Origin of the sequence: Photorhabdus hainanensis (assembly GCF_018448965.1) — a bacterium.
Lineage (GTDB): Bacteria > Pseudomonadota > Gammaproteobacteria > Enterobacterales > Enterobacteriaceae > Photorhabdus > Photorhabdus akhurstii.
Map to the genome: position 1 here is coordinate 1 of NZ_RCWD01000029.1, position 16,072 is coordinate 16,072.

14 protein-coding genes are annotated in these 16,072 nt (G+C 39.9%); 7 read left to right on the forward strand and 7 right to left on the reverse strand.

The window, feature by feature from the left end; all coding sequences use genetic code 11:
* Positions 1 to 440: 440 nt before the first annotated feature.
* Together EAE92_RS16495 and mdtD are read left to right on the forward strand one after the other, a co-directional pair.
* Positions 441 to 1,130: a FadR/GntR family transcriptional regulator gene (locus tag EAE92_RS16495; protein ID WP_214068878.1), complete on the forward strand. Its 690-nt coding sequence runs from the start codon at positions 441 to 443 to the stop codon at positions 1,128 to 1,130.
* 69 nt (positions 1,131 to 1,199) lie between these two features.
* Positions 1,200 to 2,591, forward strand: a complete 1,392-nt coding sequence (gene mdtD / locus EAE92_RS16500; protein ID WP_046396714.1) for a multidrug transporter subunit MdtD — start codon at positions 1,200 to 1,202, stop codon at positions 2,589 to 2,591.
* Here mdtD and rbsR read toward each other — a convergent pair.
* From rbsR to rbsD, 6 genes are all read right to left on the reverse strand, one after another.
* Positions 2,588 to 3,589 (reverse strand): ribose operon transcriptional repressor RbsR, encoded by a 1,002-nt coding sequence (gene rbsR, locus EAE92_RS16505; protein ID WP_040148583.1) that lies wholly within the window; start codon positions 3,587 to 3,589, stop codon positions 2,588 to 2,590. The two genes, mdtD and rbsR, sit on opposite strands and share 4 nt — an antisense overlap.
* Positions 3,590 to 3,591: 2 nt before the next feature.
* A complete protein-coding gene (rbsK, locus tag EAE92_RS16510) occupies positions 3,592 to 4,521 on the reverse strand; it encodes a ribokinase (protein WP_214068879.1) in 930 nt (309 codons plus the stop codon).
* 63 nt (positions 4,522 to 4,584) lie between these two features.
* On the reverse strand, positions 4,585 to 5,475 hold the full coding sequence (gene rbsB / locus EAE92_RS16515) for a ribose ABC transporter substrate-binding protein RbsB (RefSeq protein ID WP_214068880.1): 891 nt from the start codon (positions 5,473 to 5,475) through the stop codon (positions 4,585 to 4,587).
* A gap of 24 nt (positions 5,476 to 5,499) precedes the next feature.
* Positions 5,500 to 6,471 carry a ribose ABC transporter permease gene (rbsC, locus tag EAE92_RS16520; RefSeq protein WP_214068881.1) on the reverse strand — a complete coding sequence of 324 codons (972 nt, stop codon included), beginning with the start codon at positions 6,469 to 6,471 and terminating at the stop codon, positions 5,500 to 5,502.
* Between the two features lie 6 nt (positions 6,472 to 6,477).
* Positions 6,478 to 7,983: a ribose ABC transporter ATP-binding protein RbsA gene (gene rbsA / locus EAE92_RS16525; RefSeq protein ID WP_214068882.1), complete on the reverse strand. Its 1,506-nt coding sequence runs from the start codon at positions 7,981 to 7,983 to the stop codon at positions 6,478 to 6,480.
* 7 nt (positions 7,984 to 7,990) lie between these two features.
* The gene (gene rbsD, locus EAE92_RS16530; RefSeq protein ID WP_036782045.1) at positions 7,991 to 8,410 is read right to left on the reverse strand and encodes a D-ribose pyranase; all 420 of its coding nucleotides are present in this window, start codon (positions 8,408 to 8,410) and stop codon (positions 7,991 to 7,993) included.
* A 264-nt stretch (positions 8,411 to 8,674) separates the two neighbouring features.
* Here rbsD and ravA point away from each other — a divergent pair, with 264 nt between their 5' ends.
* Both ravA and viaA read left to right on the forward strand, forming a co-directional pair.
* Positions 8,675 to 10,174 carry an ATPase RavA gene (gene ravA / locus EAE92_RS16535; protein WP_214068883.1) on the forward strand — a complete coding sequence of 500 codons (1,500 nt, stop codon included), beginning with the start codon at positions 8,675 to 8,677 and terminating at the stop codon, positions 10,172 to 10,174.
* Positions 10,175 to 10,178: 4 nt separating this feature from the next.
* Positions 10,179 to 11,636 (forward strand): ATPase RavA stimulator ViaA, encoded by a 1,458-nt coding sequence (gene viaA / locus EAE92_RS16540; protein ID WP_214068884.1) that lies wholly within the window; start codon positions 10,179 to 10,181, stop codon positions 11,634 to 11,636.
* A 5-nt stretch (positions 11,637 to 11,641) separates the two neighbouring features.
* Here the strand turns inward: viaA and asnA are convergent, their stop codons facing one another.
* Complete coding sequence (asnA, locus tag EAE92_RS16545; RefSeq protein ID WP_214068885.1) at positions 11,642 to 12,634, reverse strand: aspartate--ammonia ligase; 993 nt, start codon at positions 12,632 to 12,634, stop codon at positions 11,642 to 11,644.
* A gap of 166 nt (positions 12,635 to 12,800) precedes the next feature.
* Between asnA and asnC the strand changes: the two genes are divergently transcribed.
* The 3 genes from asnC to mnmG all read left to right on the forward strand — a co-directional run bounded on the left by asnC (position 12,801) and on the right by mnmG (position 16,063).
* Positions 12,801 to 13,262 (forward strand): transcriptional regulator AsnC, encoded by a 462-nt coding sequence (gene asnC / locus EAE92_RS16550; protein WP_011144463.1) that lies wholly within the window; start codon positions 12,801 to 12,803, stop codon positions 13,260 to 13,262.
* 91 nt (positions 13,263 to 13,353) lie between these two features.
* Complete coding sequence (gene mioC, locus EAE92_RS16555; RefSeq protein ID WP_214068886.1) at positions 13,354 to 13,794, forward strand: FMN-binding protein MioC; 441 nt, start codon at positions 13,354 to 13,356, stop codon at positions 13,792 to 13,794.
* 379 nt (positions 13,795 to 14,173) lie between these two features.
* Complete coding sequence (gene mnmG / locus EAE92_RS16560) at positions 14,174 to 16,063, forward strand: tRNA uridine-5-carboxymethylaminomethyl(34) synthesis enzyme MnmG (RefSeq protein ID WP_214068887.1); 1,890 nt, start codon at positions 14,174 to 14,176, stop codon at positions 16,061 to 16,063.
* The last annotated feature ends 9 nt before the right edge of the window (positions 16,064 to 16,072 follow it).

The following is a 16,072-nucleotide window of genomic DNA, read 5'->3' on the forward strand; positions in this document are numbered from 1 at the left end:
GACTAATTAGTTCGTAATGAATTAACTGTTGTTCACTCTTCAAGACTTTAAAACGTATTTTTTTGTGATACGGTCTTGTGAGTGCCCACACAGATTGTCTGATTAATTGTTAAAGAGCAGGCTGAATCAAAAAATAACATTCTCGCTCAGCCGGGCTGCGTATATTACGCTTTTCGCCCGCAGAGTCAAGCGCTTATTCGCTTTCCTTCTGCCTGACCTCACAATGTTTATCAGCGTTGTGTCGGTCAGTGGTGGCGCATTATAGGGAGTTCTTTGACGCTGGCAAGTATTTATTGAAAAAAAACTGCCATTCGCAGATTTTTTCAACAAAACCTGCATTTTTGCGTTTTTTTTATACAAGATTGATGGCGTCGACAATAATTATTCCCAAACTAAGGTACTATTAAGTAGACAAATACGGGAAAGGGTTCAAATCCACTATGCAATTTAAAGAACAAAGAAAAGCTTCCCAGAAAAACCTTTCTTATCTTCTAGCTGAAAAAATCGGACAACAGATTTTATCTGGTGAATATAAAGCTGAAACTATCCTTCCTGGTGAAATAGAACTCGCTGAACAATTTAACGTCAGCAGAACCTCTGTTCGTGAAGCAATAAAAATACTTGCAGCCAAAGGTATGCTATTACCTCGCCCACGTATTGGTACTCGAATCATGCCAACCATTCATTGGAATTTCCTTGATCAGGATTTATTAAAGTGGTGGATGAGTCGTGACAACCTTAACCAAGTGGTTGAACATTTCCATATAGTAAGATTAGCAATAGAGCCACAAGCTTGCTTTCTTGCTGCACAAAATGCCACACAAAAACAAAGGAAGCAGCTCTTACAGGTAATAGATGAAATGTATCTACTAAAAGTAAATTTTAACCGGGAAAAATGGATAGAGATTGATTACCAGTTTCACTATACTATTTACAAATCTTGTGGAAATCCACTCTTATGCTCTTTTGCCAATTTATTTCATCTAGTTTACCAGAACTACTTTGAAGCTATTATTTCCGATCAAGTTGTACAACTGGAAGCTCATAAAACAATTGTTAATTCTATCATCCAAGGTGACAGTCACAGTGCACTTCTCGCTTGCCAAAAGTTATTAACAGAGCGCGAATGATCTTATATAGTAGTGTATTAGATTAATATCTAACCAAACATTAACTAGATAAAATAAGTAGGATTATTAATGGTAAAAACCGCTCGTAATATGGCGGGGCTACCCTGGATTGCTGCAATAGCTTTCTTTATGCAAGCTTTAGATGCAACAATTCTCAACACAGCATTGCCCGCTATTGCTGAAAGCCTCAAACATTCACCTCTGGCGATGCAATCTGCTGTTGTCAGCTATACTCTGACTGTTGCTTTGCTAATTCCAGTCAGCGGCTGGTTAGCAGATCGTTTCGGTACCCGCCGGGTATTTATGTTTGCTGTATCCTTGTTTTCTTTAGGCTCTCTTGCCTGTGCTTTGTCAGGTAATTTAGCTTTCCTAGTTGCTTCCCGTGTAATTCAAGGAATTGGTGGCGCAATGATGATGCCGGTTGCTCGCCTTGCTTTATTACGTGCATACCCACGCAGCGAACTTCTACCCGTTATGAATTTTGTCACCATGCCCGGGTTAGTAGGGCCAATTCTTGGTCCTATGCTCGGTGGGTTATTAGTCACTTATGCTACCTGGCACTGGATATTTATTATCAATATTCCGATCGGTTTATTGGGAATTATTTATGCTAAAAAACATATGCCTAATTTTACAATGCCAAAACGTTCGTTTGACTTTTTCGGTTTTATACTTTTTGGCCTGAGTTTAATAATGGTTTCTGTCAGTTTAGATTTACTAGGGGAGAGTACGTTACCAGGTTATATACCTCTGACAATGATGGTCGGTGGTTTTATGATATTATTTGGTTATCTAATGCATGCCAGAAGACAGACCCAACCCCTTATTAGTCTGAAATTATTCCGTGTTCGTACATTCTCTATCGGTATTATAGGTAATATTGTTACACGCTTGGGAACTGGGTGCATTCCTTTCCTAATGCCTTTGATGCTACAAGTTGGATTTGGCTATTCAGCAGTCATTGCCGGAATGATGATGGCGCCAACAGCTATTGGTTCTGTTATAGCCAAATCTTTCGTTACTAATGTATTAACTCGCTTTGGATATCGTAAGACGCTGGTTAGCATAACAATCATTATTGGATTAATGATTTCTCAATTTTCACTGCAATCACCAGAAATGTCCGCTGTCCTTCTGTCTATTCCACTATTCTTACTGGGCATGGCTGTATCCATTCAATTTACTTCGATGAATACTATTACTCTTGCTGATCTGACCGATAATAATGCCAGTTCAGGAAATAGTTTATTAGCTGTAACTCAGCAGTTATCTATTAGCTTCGGTGTTGCGGTAAGTGCCGCTATTCTTCGTTTCTATGAATCCATACATTATGGAACAACCATTGATAGCTTCCACAACACTTTTATTACCGTAGGAATAATCACTTTACTCTCTTCGTCCACCTTCCTGCTATTACATAAGGAAGATGGAGATAACATGATCAAGAAAAAGAACACCTAAGTACGAGAAACTGAGCTACGCTCAATCAGTGTCGGAGTTAATACTAATAATTTAGGATCACTTTCTGGGTTATTCATCCGATAAAGCAAAGTATCAACAGCTAGCTTTCCTAATTTATCTTTTGGCTGATGAATGGTTGTCAACGGTGGGATCATATAAGGAGCAAGGTCGATATCATCATAACCTATGATGGAAATATCATCCGGTATAGAAAGCCCTGCTTGGTACAGAGCCTGATAAGCGCCAACAGCCATTGCATCATTTCCGGCAAAAACAGCTTCTGGCGGTTCTGGATGTTGTAGTAATCTCTGCATTGATTTAAAACCACCAGCAAATTCAAAATCACTATAAATTTCATATCCGTCAGGAATAATAAGGCCAGCATTCGCCATTGCCTTTCTATATCCCTTCAATCGATGATTAGCAGGTGTTTTATCTTGTGGACCCGCAATACAAGCTATTTTTTTAAAACCACAGCTAATAAGGTGATTAGTCGCTATCTCACCCCCCAACAAGGAGTTGTCCTGAATAATATCGCTGACAATATCAAATGGAGACCAATCCATCATAACCATCGGTAAAGGAGGATAACGACGCAAAACATCACAGGAGCTGTGTTGATTTTCAGTACACATAATCAGCACCCCATCTACTCGCTTTTGCAGCAAAGTTTCCATGCTGTAATCCATTCGTTTGGCATCCCCCTCTGTATTACACAAGATAAGGCTATAACCACGCTCATAACAGCTTCGTTCAACCCCTCTTACAATTTCAGCATAAAAAGGATTATTACTGGTTGTCACCAGCATACCAATGGTTTTGGTTTGCTTGATCTTAAGACTTCGTGCAAGCGCTGATGGCGCATAATTCAATTGCTCAATTGCATCATTAACTTTCTTTTTCACACCATCACTGACATAACGATTATTATTAATAACATGAGATACAGTCGATGTAGAAACGCCTGCAAAACGAGCAACATCTTTCATTGTAGCCACAGTTAGTCCTGTTCAGTTAAAAATGCATCAATTTCATTTCGCCACGGGACAGAAGGCTGAGCGCCCTGACGTGTTACCGCTATTGCAGCAGCAGAATGAGCAAATCGTATGGCAGATAACATGGATTTTCTTTCCAACAAAGCTGTCACCAGCGCACCATTGAAAGTATCTCCTGCCGCAACAGTATCTACAACGTTAACTTTAAATCCCGGAACAATTTTTCCTTTTTGACCTCTTTCACTCAACCATACACCACGGCTACCTAATGTGATAATTACCGTTTCAATACCTTTATCATGCAGTATTCGAGCCGCATTTTCCGCATCTAAATCATTTTCTACTTTAATTCCAGTGAGGTACTCCGCTTCAGTTTCATTCGGTGTAATGATATCCACCAGCGAAAGCAATTGATCAGATAATTTTTGGGCCGGCGCCGGATTGAGTATTATTTTTGTATTATTTTGTTTAGCTATTGTTGCAGCAAGTTGTACTGTTTCCAATGGAGACTCAAGTTGCATTAATAATGCATCAGCTTCTTCAATAATATTTTGATAGCGATAGAAATATTCCGGTGTCAACGCTGCATTAGCACCAGCATTGATACCAATAACGTTTTCACCTTGCTGATTAACGAAAATCAACGCTACACCCGTTGTTTCTCCTTTAATCACTTCAATGCCAGAAGTTTTAATATTATCCTTTGCTAATTGCTGATAGATGCGAAAACCAATATCGTCCTCACCAACACAAGCTATAAATGTAATGTCAGCACCACTGCGGCCTGCTGCTACCGCCTGATTAGCACCTTTACCACCAAAAGCAACCTGATATTGCTCCCCGATCACCGTTTCCCCCGGACGAGGGAATGACTTAAGATTCAAAATATGGTCAGCATTAATGCTGCCAAGCACCGCAAGTTTTGCTGTACTCATTACATTTATTCCTTTTCAATTATGCCGTCACCACCATCAATGAGTAACGGCATAAATACCGATTTATTTTTTAATAACTAACTCCAATTCCACGGGGATGACGGCTTCAACTTTTTCGCCTCTCAGCACTTTATTTGCAGTCTGAACACCAACGATACCAATTTGATCAGGCCGCTGAGCGATCGTCGCTCCCAGTTTTCCACTTTGAACAGCTTTGATACCATCTCCAGTACCATCAAAACCAACAACTAATACATCGCTTTTACCTGCGGTCTGTAAAGCACGTAAGGCACCTAACGCCATCTCATCATTCTGAGCAAATACAGCTTGTACAGCCGGATGAGCCGTCAGTAAGTTCTGCATAACATTCAGTCCTTTGGTACGATCGAAATCAGCAGGCTGACTAGCCAGCACATTGAATTTATGTTCCTGTGCTACCTTATTAAACCCCTCACCACGTTCACGGGCGGCAGAAGTGCCGGCAATACCTTCCAACTGAATAATTTTGGCTTCATTCCCCAGTTTCTCGGCGATAAAATCACCCGCTATTTTACCCCCCAAGCGGTTATCAGAAGCAATATGACTGATAACAGCACCTTTATTCGCTATCCGATCTAGAGTAATGACCGGAATTTTGGCATTGTTAGCCATCATAATGGCATTACCAACAGCATCGGAGTCAGTCGGGTTAATTAACATGAGTTTCGTACCACGTACTGTCAAATCCTGAACATTAGCTAATTCTTTCGCTGGATTATCCTGAGAATCCAACACAATTAGGTCATAGCCCAACTTATCCGCCTCCTTTTGAGCGCTATCCTTCATTGTGACAAAGAATGGATTATTCAGTGTAGAAATGACTAACGCGATAGTGTCTTTCGCCAATGCATTTACACTTACAGTCATACTTAGCGCAACAGCAGATAAAATTGTTACTAATTTCTTCACTTTCATCGTGTTATTTCCTGTAGGGTGAGGTTATTTACCACTTTTGTTATCAACCAGAACTGCCAACAATATTACAATTGCTTTAACAATCATCTGATAGTTAGAAGAAATACCTAATAAGTTTAAGCCATTGTTTAAAAAACCGAGAATTAGCGCACCAATCAGAGTACCAATAATTAATCCCTTACCACCAGCCAGGCGGGTTCCTCCCAGTACTACGGCAGCAATAGCATCTAATTCATAACCGCCTCCCGCCATAGGTTGAGCAGAAGAAAGACGAGCGACTTCAATAATACTTGCCAATGCCGTCAGTAAACCGCATAAGGAGTAAACGATAATTTTAATTTTATCGATATTGATACCAGATAAACGGGTAGCCGATTCATTCCCCCCCAAGGCATAAATATAACGACCTAAGCGAGTGTGATGCAGGATATACCATGCGATAATAAAAACTATCAACATCAGCCATACTGGAGTAGGAACTCCCAGTGGACGACCGATACCAAACCAACCAAACAGATCTGCGTTATCACTGAATCCTGTATTTATTGGGCTACCATCAGTATAGACACGGGTTATTCCACGAAGTAATAACATCATGACTAGAGTGGCAATAAAGGCCTGTACTTTACCTTTAGCAATTATTATTCCTGTACAAGCACCAATTGCAGCACCTAAAGCCAAAGCACTCACGATAGCCACCAGAGCATTAACTTCCGTACCAACCAATGAAGCAGCTATTGCACCTGTTAACGCAAGCAATGAACCAACAGACAGGTCAATACCCGATGTCAGAATAACTAATGTCATCCCAACGGCCATAATGGCATTGACTGATGTTTGTTGCAGAATATTAAACAAATTATTTAAAGTGAAAAAATTTTGGCTAAGAGAAGAAACTACTGCTATCAGCACTAACAATGCAATCAGTGACTTTTGTTTCAGTAACCACTCTTTAGTAAACCAACGTTTAAACGTCGGTGATATATTAGAATTCATACTGAATTACCCCTGAATTGCTCCATATTGTTTGCCTACAGCCGCCGCCATCAAAACTTCTTGAGTTACCTGTTCAGCAAAAAATTCTCCGCTGATCTGGCCTTCACACATAACCAAAATACGGTCACTCATTCCCATCACTTCTGGCATTTCAGAAGAAACGAGAATAATACTTAGCCCTTCTTTCTTGAACTGATTAATTAACTGATAAATTTCTTTTTTTGCGCCAACATCTACACCACGTGTAGGTTCATCCAGAATAAGAACTTTTGGTCTGGTTATTAATCCACGGGCAATGGCTACTTTTTGCTGATTACCACCAGAAAGCAAATCAATAGTTTGTCCCATTGAAGGTGTCTTGATACTAAACAATTTAATAAAGTCACTAACTGCACTCTGTTCTTCTTTATGATTAAGACCCCCTAACCGGTTACTGAAATAACGTAAGGCAGTAAGAGACATATTCTCTTTAATTGACATTCCCAAAACTAAACCATCATGTTTACGATCTTCTGAAATATACACAATCCCACAAGCTAGCCCATCTTGAGGGTTACGAATTACAATGGGTGTTCCATCCAGTGTGATTTGTCCTTGAGTTTTCGGCAACGCACCATAAATAATTTTCATCAATTCAGTGCGACCAGCCCCCATCAGCCCTGATATACCCAAAATTTCCCCGCTATAAAGGGAAAAACTAGCGTTTGTCACACCGGGGCCAGAAATCTGCTTAACTTCAAGTCGTTTTTTACCCCGAGGTAAATTCAGGCGAGGATATTGATCTTCCAGTTTTCGCCCAACCATCATTTCAATCAGAGCTTCTTCTTTTAACTCTTTTACCGGCTTTTCACCAATAAATTGTCCATCACGGAATACCGTCACATCATCGCAAATTTCAAAAATTTCTTTCAAACGATGGGAGATATAAACAATACCGCATCCCTGAGATTTTAGTTCATGTATTACACTAAATAATGATTCAGTTTCTGTATCGGTCAGCGCATCAGTTGGCTCATCCATAATGATAACTTTGGATTTAAAACTCAGTACCTTAGCAATTTCAACCATTTGTTGATCACCGATAGAAAGTTCAGCGACTAAACGGTGACTGCTGTAACTCAGATTCAATTTTTTTAACAGGTGATCTGCTTCCAGATACATTTTTCTCCAATCAATCGCACCGAATTTATTAACAAATTCGCGTCCCAGGAAAATATTTTCAGCAATAGTCAGTTGGGGAATAAGATTTAATTCCTGATGGATAATCCCAATCCCCGCTTCCTGAGAGGATCTAGGACCAGAAAAAATTACTTCTTTTCCCAGGTAATGAACCGTGCCTGTATCTCTGGTATATATCCCAGTCAACACTTTCATCATAGTGGATTTACCTGCACCATTCTCCCCTACCAGTGCCATCACTTTACCCGAGTAAACACGTAGTGCCGCGCCAGATAATGCTTTGACACCAGGAAAAGATTTACTAATTCCTTTTAGTTCCAGTACAGGCTGCATAATCACCTCAGAAAGTCACGCCAGCACAAAGGATAATATTGGCATAAGGAGAATGCTCTCCTGTGCGAATCACCGCTCGGCTATGTTCTGTTTTCTCTTTCAACATATTATGACTAATATAGTCTACAGTAATTGAATTCCCTTGCTGTTTCTCAAGCTCTTTAATTTGAGTCAATATTAATTGATGTATCAAAGGATTATGGTCAATGATCTCCTCAGCTAAAAATGCAGCTTCAATCTGCATTTCGTGTGTAACAACATTAAGAACGGATATAAAACTAGGAATTCCCTGGGTTAGCGCTAAATCAATCCGCTGGGCTAAAGAAGGAATTGGTAATCCAGCATCACCAATTGTAATCTGGTCAGCATGCCCTAGCTGAGAAATTACGGCTGAAATTTCAGAATTAAGTAATACGCCTTTTTTCATTTTTTTATTCCATTAGCGAAACGTTTCGCTATTTAGTAATATAGAAAGTAATATTTAAAATACAACATTAGTGATACAAAAGTGTGATCACTATCGAAACGTTTCGATAATGAAAGAAACGAAAACAAATGCTAACTTATTGAATATTTGACGCTGAATCGATTTTTAAGGTAAATATTGTCTACATCAACAAATAATGATTAAAATCTATGGAGAAGGCCAATTAGGTTTCATCTAATCCAACAGATAATATTGGTACGAATTATGTTGTTAGCAGAAAAAATAGTTTGCTTAAGTCACTATCTGGAAAGTGGTCTGTATGAAAGACAACAGACTATTCGTTTATGTTTGCTAGCGGCATTGTGTGGGGAAAGTGTTTTTCTACTCGGTCCTCCTGGTATCGCAAAAAGCCTGATAGCCCGACGATTGAAATTTGCGTTTCGTGATGCCAGAGCATTTGAATATCTGATGACTCGCTTTTCAACTCCTGAAGAAATTTTCGGTCCTCTTTCTATTCAGGCATTGAAAGAAGAAGGACGTTACCAACGTCTAACTAACGGATATTTACCTGAAACCGAAATTGTCTTCCTTGATGAAATATGGAAAGCCGGTCCAGCAATTCTTAATACCCTACTGACCGCAATTAATGAAAGAAAATTCAGAAATGGCGATACAGAAGAGAAAATTCCAATGCGATTACTTGTAACAGCATCCAATGAGCTGCCTGAAGCAGATAACAGCCTGGAAGCTCTCTATGACAGAATGCTAATTCGTATCTGGTTGGACAAAATTCAAGAAAAAAAGAATTTCCGAGCGTTACTCACTAGCCACAAAAATGAAAATGATAACCCTGTCCCAGTAGACATTCAGATCACAAGTGAAGAATTTCATCAATGGCAAAAGGAGATTGATAAAGTAGTTCTACCAGATAGTTGTTTTGATATTATCTATCATCTACGCCAGCAACTTGATACGGCAGAACATTCACCTTACATTTCAGATCGACGCTGGAAGAAAGCCATTCATTTATTACAAGCCAGTGCTTTCTTTAATGGTAGAAAAGAGATATCCCCTATTGACTTAATATTGCTGAAAGATTGTTTGTGGCATGATCTTCACTCTTTTAAATTACTACCTCGGTACCTGAATACTATCATGACCGAACAGGCATATCAGCAAAGAGTATTATCTCAACAAATTGATTCGCTCTATCATCAATGGACTCAAGCCAGTCAGAATAAAAATGATCAACAAGCGTTAAAGCTGGAAAAACAAACTAGTCTGTTTGGACATAAAATACAATATTCGCTACCCGATCATATCAATGAAGAAAAATTAATTTTATTCCTACACACACCTCTTCATCTCCATGATATTAAAGTTAATTTCATTGAATTGGATAAAAAAGCGCTGAATAACTGGATAAACAAAGGCGGAGAACTATCAGCTCGTCTGAATGGTATTGGTTTCCCACAAAATATAGCAGCCGAAATTAATTCAACACACCAGCCAGAGATTTTTGATATCAGCCGTCGTTCATCCACGCTATATTTACCAGACCGCCAGCATCAGCAAAATGAAGAAAACAACGAGTGGCTGGAAAGATTGGAAAAAATTAATCAAGAAATCCATCGCCAACACCAATTGTTTAATCACCATCAACCATGTCTGTTTATTGAAAGTCATTGGCTTGCTACGATAGAGCAAAGCTTTATCCAGTTAGCCGATAAAATTAATCAATTGAAAATTAAAATGGGCAACTAATTAAATGATTAGTCTGACAACCCTTGATCTTTTACTATCAATAAATGAAGGAGAGATGATAGAAGAGATCATATTAACGCTTCTAGCTTCACCTCAGTTAGCTATCTTTTTTGAAAAATATCCTCGTTTGAAACGTGCGCTACTAAAAGATATCCCTGGTTGGAAACTCGATTTACAACAAAGGATTAAAGAAGCGCTCATTCCTGCAACTCTGGCAGAAGAATTTCAGTTATATCAACAATTGCTCTCTGCCAATACAAATCATTTTTACCTTAAGCTTCCCGATATTTTAGAAATTCTGAACCGAATTGAATCCCCTTTTAGTGAAGAAGCACAGAAACTCGCAACCAACACCATTGCTGATTCAAATACACTGCAAGCCCTATTTATTCAACAATGGAGGATGAGTTTGATCCTACAGACCACAACCTTCCATAAACAATTGCTGGAACAAGAAAAAGAGCAATTACTGGCAGAACTGCAACAAAGGCTGGCACTAAGCGGTAATCTTGATCCTATTTTTAGTGAAAATGATAGGGCGGCAGGGCGATTATGGGACATGAGTAAAAGTCAGTTAAATCATCTCCCAAATGATAAACAGTTATTGATTCGCTATAGCGAATTTCTTCGCCAACAGCCGGAACTGGAAAAATTAGCTCAATTACTCGGACGCAGCCAATCTGTAAAATCAAAACCACAGGAAAATCATTTTTTCGAACCATTTACCACAATCGAACGAACACCTGATACCGTTCCTGAACAGGTAAATGGAATCGGACAAAGTGATGATATTCTACGCCTACTGCCAATAGAATTGGCGATATTAGGAATTGAAGATCTGGAATATGAGTTTTATCGCAAATTAGTGGAAAAAAAACTCCTGACCTATCGATTACAAGGTGATAACTGGCAAGAAAAAACAACATTACGGCCAGTCACTCATTATAGCCAGGAAGAAAAACCTCGAGGACCATTTATTATTTGTGTAGATACTTCCGGTTCTATGGGGAGATTTAATGAAAAATGCGCCAAAGCTTTTTGTCTGGCACTGTTACGCATTGCTTTAGCTGATAATCGCAACTGTCATATCATGCTATTTACGACAGAAATTGTGCACTATGAACTATCCTCACCAGATGGTCTGGAGCAAGCTATTCGTTTTCTCAGCCAGACTTTCAAAGGAGGAACAGATCTCGCTTTCTGTCTGACAAGCACAATAGAAAAAATGAAAGAACAACGTTGGAAAGACGCTGATGCTGTTGTTATCTCAGATTTCATTGCCCAGCGCCTGCCGGACTCACTAATCCATCAGATAAAAAATCTGCAACTGCATCAGCAACACCGCTTCCATGCGGTCTCCATGTCCCAATATGGTAAGCCAGATATTATGCAGATATTCGATCATATCTGGCGCTTTGATACCGGACTTAAAAGTCGTTTACTGCGAAAATGGCGTCACTAATTGAATCAAAGCATATCTTCTACAGTTTCGCGTACTTCTGGTGACCAGATACTGCACTGAACCTGACCGATGTGCTTCATTTGCAGCAGTAACATCACTAAACGAGATTGACCAATACCACCACCAATCGATTGTGGCATGTCACCTTTGAGTAACGCCTGATGCCAATCATATTGTAAACGCTTTTCATCACCAGTCAGTGCTAACTGACGCTCCAGTGCTTCTGCATCAACACGGATGCCCATAGAAGAGATCTCAAACGCATCTTCCAAAACAGGGTTCCAGACAATGATGTCGCCGTTTAGACCAAAAAAACCATCGCAGTTTGGCGTCGTCCAGTCGTCATAATCAGGCGCACGCACATCATGAGATTGACCATCAGATAATTTCGCACCAATACCTATGAGGAAGACAGCACCCAATTCTTTAGCAATAGCACGTTCACGACCTTTTGCGTCCAGATCCGGATAACGGCTCAGAAGCGTTTCACTATGGACAAAGTGAATTTGATCTGGCAGGAACGGCGCCAGACCAAACTCTTTACTGACAGCTTTTTCTGTTTCTTTTATTGCTTCGTAAATTTTACCTACTGTCTGTTTAAGATAAGCAAGTGAGCGTTGCCCATCTCCCATCACTTTTTCCCAATCCCATTGATCAACATAAACAGAGTGGATTGGCGTTAAGCGATCCTCATCCGGACGCAATGCTTTCATGTGAGTATAAAGCCCTTGTTCAGGCTGAAAGCCAAAACGTCCCAGTGTCTTACGTTTCCATTTAGCCAATGAATGCACTACTTCGAAAGTTGAATCCGGTAAAGTTTTTACTTTTACCTGAACAGCTTTTTCATGACCAGACAAGTTGTCCTGAATACCATCTCCCAAACAACTTAGGATTGGCCCTTGTACTTCAATCAGACCCAGTTTGCTTTCCAGCAAACGGGAAAAGTAGGATTTCACGAAACTGATTTGTTGCTGCTTTTCAATAAACGACTTTTTCATAATGTTATTCTCTAATTTTTTAGGTAGCCCTGATGTCCTGTTGGAAACATTAAGCAATAAAACGATGGATAAATTCAATATACTTTAATAAAAATAGCCATTATGATTCATAAAATTCATTTTTAAGATGCAAAAAATGAAAATTCATTAAAAAATGGGGCTGAAAATGGCAGAAATTTATCAGATCGACAATTTAGACCGTGACATACTTCACGCCTTAATGGACAACGCACGTACACCTTATGCCGAACTAGCAAAGAAATTTGCGGTCAGCCCAGGAACAATTCACGTTCGTGTGGAAAAAATGAAGCAAGCGGGAATCATCACCGGCACCAGAGTAGATATCAGCACGAAACAACTTGGTTATGATGTGTGTTGCTTTATTGGCATTATTCTTAAAAGTGCTAAAGATTATCCATCAGCCCTGAAAAAACTAGACAACCTGGATGAAGTAGTTGAGGTTTACTACACAACAGGCCACTACAGCATCTTTATTAAAGTTATGTGCCGTTCAATTGAATCCCTTCAAGATGTACTTATCAACAAAATACAGACTATCGATGAAATTCAATCAACAGAAACCCTAATCTCCTTACAAAACCCGATCATGCGGACAATCAAGCCATAAAATAAAATTTGTTATAACCACATTATCCACAGGTAGATCCCAACAGATTCACAGCGTACAATAGCGGCTCTTGAAATCTGTTGGGATCACTATGGCCACTATTACCTTAATCAGCGGTAGCACAATGGGCAGTGCTGAATACGTAGCTGAACATATGGCTGAAATTTTGGAAGATGCAGGCTTCTCCACTGAAATGCTACATGGCCCCTCTTTAGATGAACTCCCTCAGGAAGGGATCTGGCTAGTCGTCACATCCACACATGGAGCAGGAGAATTGCCGGAAAATATACAACCATTGGCCGCAGAAATTTCTGAACAAAAACCTGATCTCCACAAGGTAACGTTTGGCGCTGTTGGCCTTGGTAGTTCTGAATACGATACTTTTTGCGGTGCAATAAGATCATTTGACCAATTATTAATAGAAAACGGAGCTAAACGCCTCGGTGATCGTCTGGAAATTGATATTCAACAACACGAGATCCCCGAAGATCCCGCGGAAGAATGGGTCAAAAATTGGGCAAAGCTACTCTAATAAGAACAAAAAAACAGCAAACGATTGTGGATAACTTATCTAAAAACCCGGGGTTAACCCGTAGTTATCCATAGTATAACTCTCTGACAATGATCGCCTTGTGAATAACCACCGATTTAGATCCCAGTTTATACCTTGTGGGATCACGGATCATTCACAACAAATGATCCTTTGCAGCTTTATGATCTTTCTAAGGAAAAATAACTTATCCACAAAAGATCATGATCCTAATAAAAGATCTAATAAACAGATCTTTAAATAAAAAAGATCTTCTTTTAATTACCGGTGATCTCACCTACTTGGTCTATCGCTAAAACTTGAGTAGAATTCTCTTCCCTAATGCAACACTGAGCATTCTTATAACAAAAGGTTCATCACCATGTTTTATCCAGAACAATTTGACGTCATCATTATCGGTGGTGGCCATGCCGGTACTGAAGCTGCTATGGCAGCCGCTCGTATGGGCCGTCAAACCTTATTACTGACCCACAATATTGACACTTTGGGCCAAATGTCATGTAACCCAGCTATTGGCGGGATCGGTAAAGGACATCTGGTTAAAGAAATTGATGCGCTTGGTGGTTTAATGGCTAAAGCCACTGATCAAGCGGGTATCCAATTTAGAACTTTGAATGCCAGTAAAGGGCCAGCAGTTCGTGCAACACGAGCTCAAGCGGATAGAGTTCTCTATCGCCAAGCTGTGCGCATGGCATTGGAGAATCAACCTAATCTGATGATTTTCCAACAACCTGTAGAAGATCTCATTGTTGAAAATGACACAGTTACTGGCGCAGTAACACGCATGGGGCTTAAATTCAGAGCCAAAGCTGTTGTTCTAACCGTAGGAACATTTCTTGACGGTAAGATCCACATTGGTCTGGAAAATTACAGTGGTGGAAGGGCTGGTGATCCTCCTGCAATTTCGTTGGCACAACGCTTACGTGAATTACCTTTACGTGTAAACAGATTAAAAACAGGAACGCCACCACGCATTGACGCCAGAACTATTGATTTTAGTCAGTTAACACAACAACTAGGTGATAACCCAACGCCGGTATTCTCTTTCCTTGGAAGTGTGAAGCAACATCCACAACAAATACCGTGCTACATCACTCATACGAATGAAAAAACTCACGATGTGATCCGAAATAATTTGGATCGTAGCCCAATGTATGCAGGGATCATTGAAGGGATCGGTCCACGCTACTGTCCTTCAATCGAAGATAAAGTGATGCGTTTCGCAGATCGTAACGCTCACCAGATTTTCCTTGAGCCGGAAGGACTGACTAGTAATGAAATCTATCCAAATGGTATTTCTACCAGCTTGCCATTTGACGTGCAGATGCAAATTGTTCACTCCATGAAAGGAATGGAAAATGCTTGCATTATTCGTCCTGGTTATGCAATAGAATACGATTTCTTCGATCCAAGAGATCTGAAACAAACACTAGAAAGTAAATTTATCCACGGTCTATTCTTTGCTGGGCAAATTAATGGCACCACGGGCTATGAAGAAGCTGCTGCTCAAGGACTCTTGGCTGGCCTTAACGCAGCTCGTCATGCTTCAGAAGAAGAAGGTTGGTTCCCTCGCCGTGATCAAGCTTATATTGGCGTTTTAGTTGACGATTTATGTACTTTAGGGACTAAAGAACCATACCGTATGTTTACTTCCCGAGCTGAGTATCGTTTGATGCTACGTGAAGATAATGCAGACCTGCGCTTAACAGAAAAAGGCCGTGAATTAGGGTTGGTAGATGATTCACGCTGGGAACATTATTGCCATAAAGTCGAAATGGTTGAACAGGAACGTCAGCGTTTACGTAATATTTGGATTCACCCTAATTCAAATAATCTTGATGACATAAACAATATATTGAAAATGCCATTGTCGAAAGAGGCTAATGGTGAAGATCTACTGCGTCGTCCTGAAATGAACTATGAACTTTTAACCTCATTACCCCTGTTTTCTCCGGGACTTGAAGAACCACAAGCTGCTGATCAGGTTGAAATTCAAGTCAAATACGAGGGATATATTGCACGCCAGCAAGAAGAAATCGAAAAGCAGCTACGTAATGAAAACACATCATTACCGGTTGATCTTGATTACCGTCAAATCAGTGGTCTTTCCAATGAAGTTGTCGCTAAACTCAATGATCATAAGCCAAGTTCAATTGGTCAGGCTTCTCGTATTTCAGGGGTAACACCTGCTGCAATTTCAATTTTACTTGTGTGGTTGAAAAAACAAGGATTATTGCGCCGCAGTGCCTGAGAGGATTTT

What these genes read in the sequence shown, in the direction of transcription:
- rbsK (WP_214068879.1), bottom strand. Translation starts at nt 4,521, where the DNA reads ATGAGTACAGCAAAACTTGCGGTGCTTGGCAGCATTAATGCTGACCAT.
- mioC (WP_214068886.1), top strand. Translation starts at nt 13,354, where the DNA reads ATGGCCACTATTACCTTAATCAGCGGTAGCACAATGGGCAGTGCTGAA.
- asnA (WP_214068885.1), bottom strand. Translation starts at nt 12,634, where the DNA reads ATGAAAAAGTCGTTTATTGAAAAGCAGCAACAAATCAGTTTCGTGAAA.
- rbsB (WP_214068880.1), bottom strand. Translation starts at nt 5,475, where the DNA reads ATGAAAGTGAAGAAATTAGTAACAATTTTATCTGCTGTTGCGCTAAGT.
- rbsD (WP_036782045.1), bottom strand. Translation starts at nt 8,410, where the DNA reads ATGAAAAAAGGCGTATTACTTAATTCTGAAATTTCAGCCGTAATTTCT.
- mdtD (WP_046396714.1), top strand. Translation starts at nt 1,200, where the DNA reads ATGGTAAAAACCGCTCGTAATATGGCGGGGCTACCCTGGATTGCTGCA.
- rbsA (WP_214068882.1), bottom strand. Translation starts at nt 7,983, where the DNA reads ATGCAGCCTGTACTGGAACTAAAAGGAATTAGTAAATCTTTTCCTGGT.
- ravA (WP_214068883.1), top strand. Translation starts at nt 8,675, where the DNA reads ATGTTGTTAGCAGAAAAAATAGTTTGCTTAAGTCACTATCTGGAAAGT.
- viaA (WP_214068884.1), top strand. Translation starts at nt 10,179, where the DNA reads ATGATTAGTCTGACAACCCTTGATCTTTTACTATCAATAAATGAAGGA.
- asnC (WP_011144463.1), top strand. Translation starts at nt 12,801, where the DNA reads ATGGCAGAAATTTATCAGATCGACAATTTAGACCGTGACATACTTCAC.
- rbsC (WP_214068881.1), bottom strand. Translation starts at nt 6,471, where the DNA reads ATGAATTCTAATATATCACCGACGTTTAAACGTTGGTTTACTAAAGAG.
- EAE92_RS16495 (WP_214068878.1), top strand. Translation starts at nt 441, where the DNA reads ATGCAATTTAAAGAACAAAGAAAAGCTTCCCAGAAAAACCTTTCTTAT.
- mnmG (WP_214068887.1), top strand. Translation starts at nt 14,174, where the DNA reads ATGTTTTATCCAGAACAATTTGACGTCATCATTATCGGTGGTGGCCAT.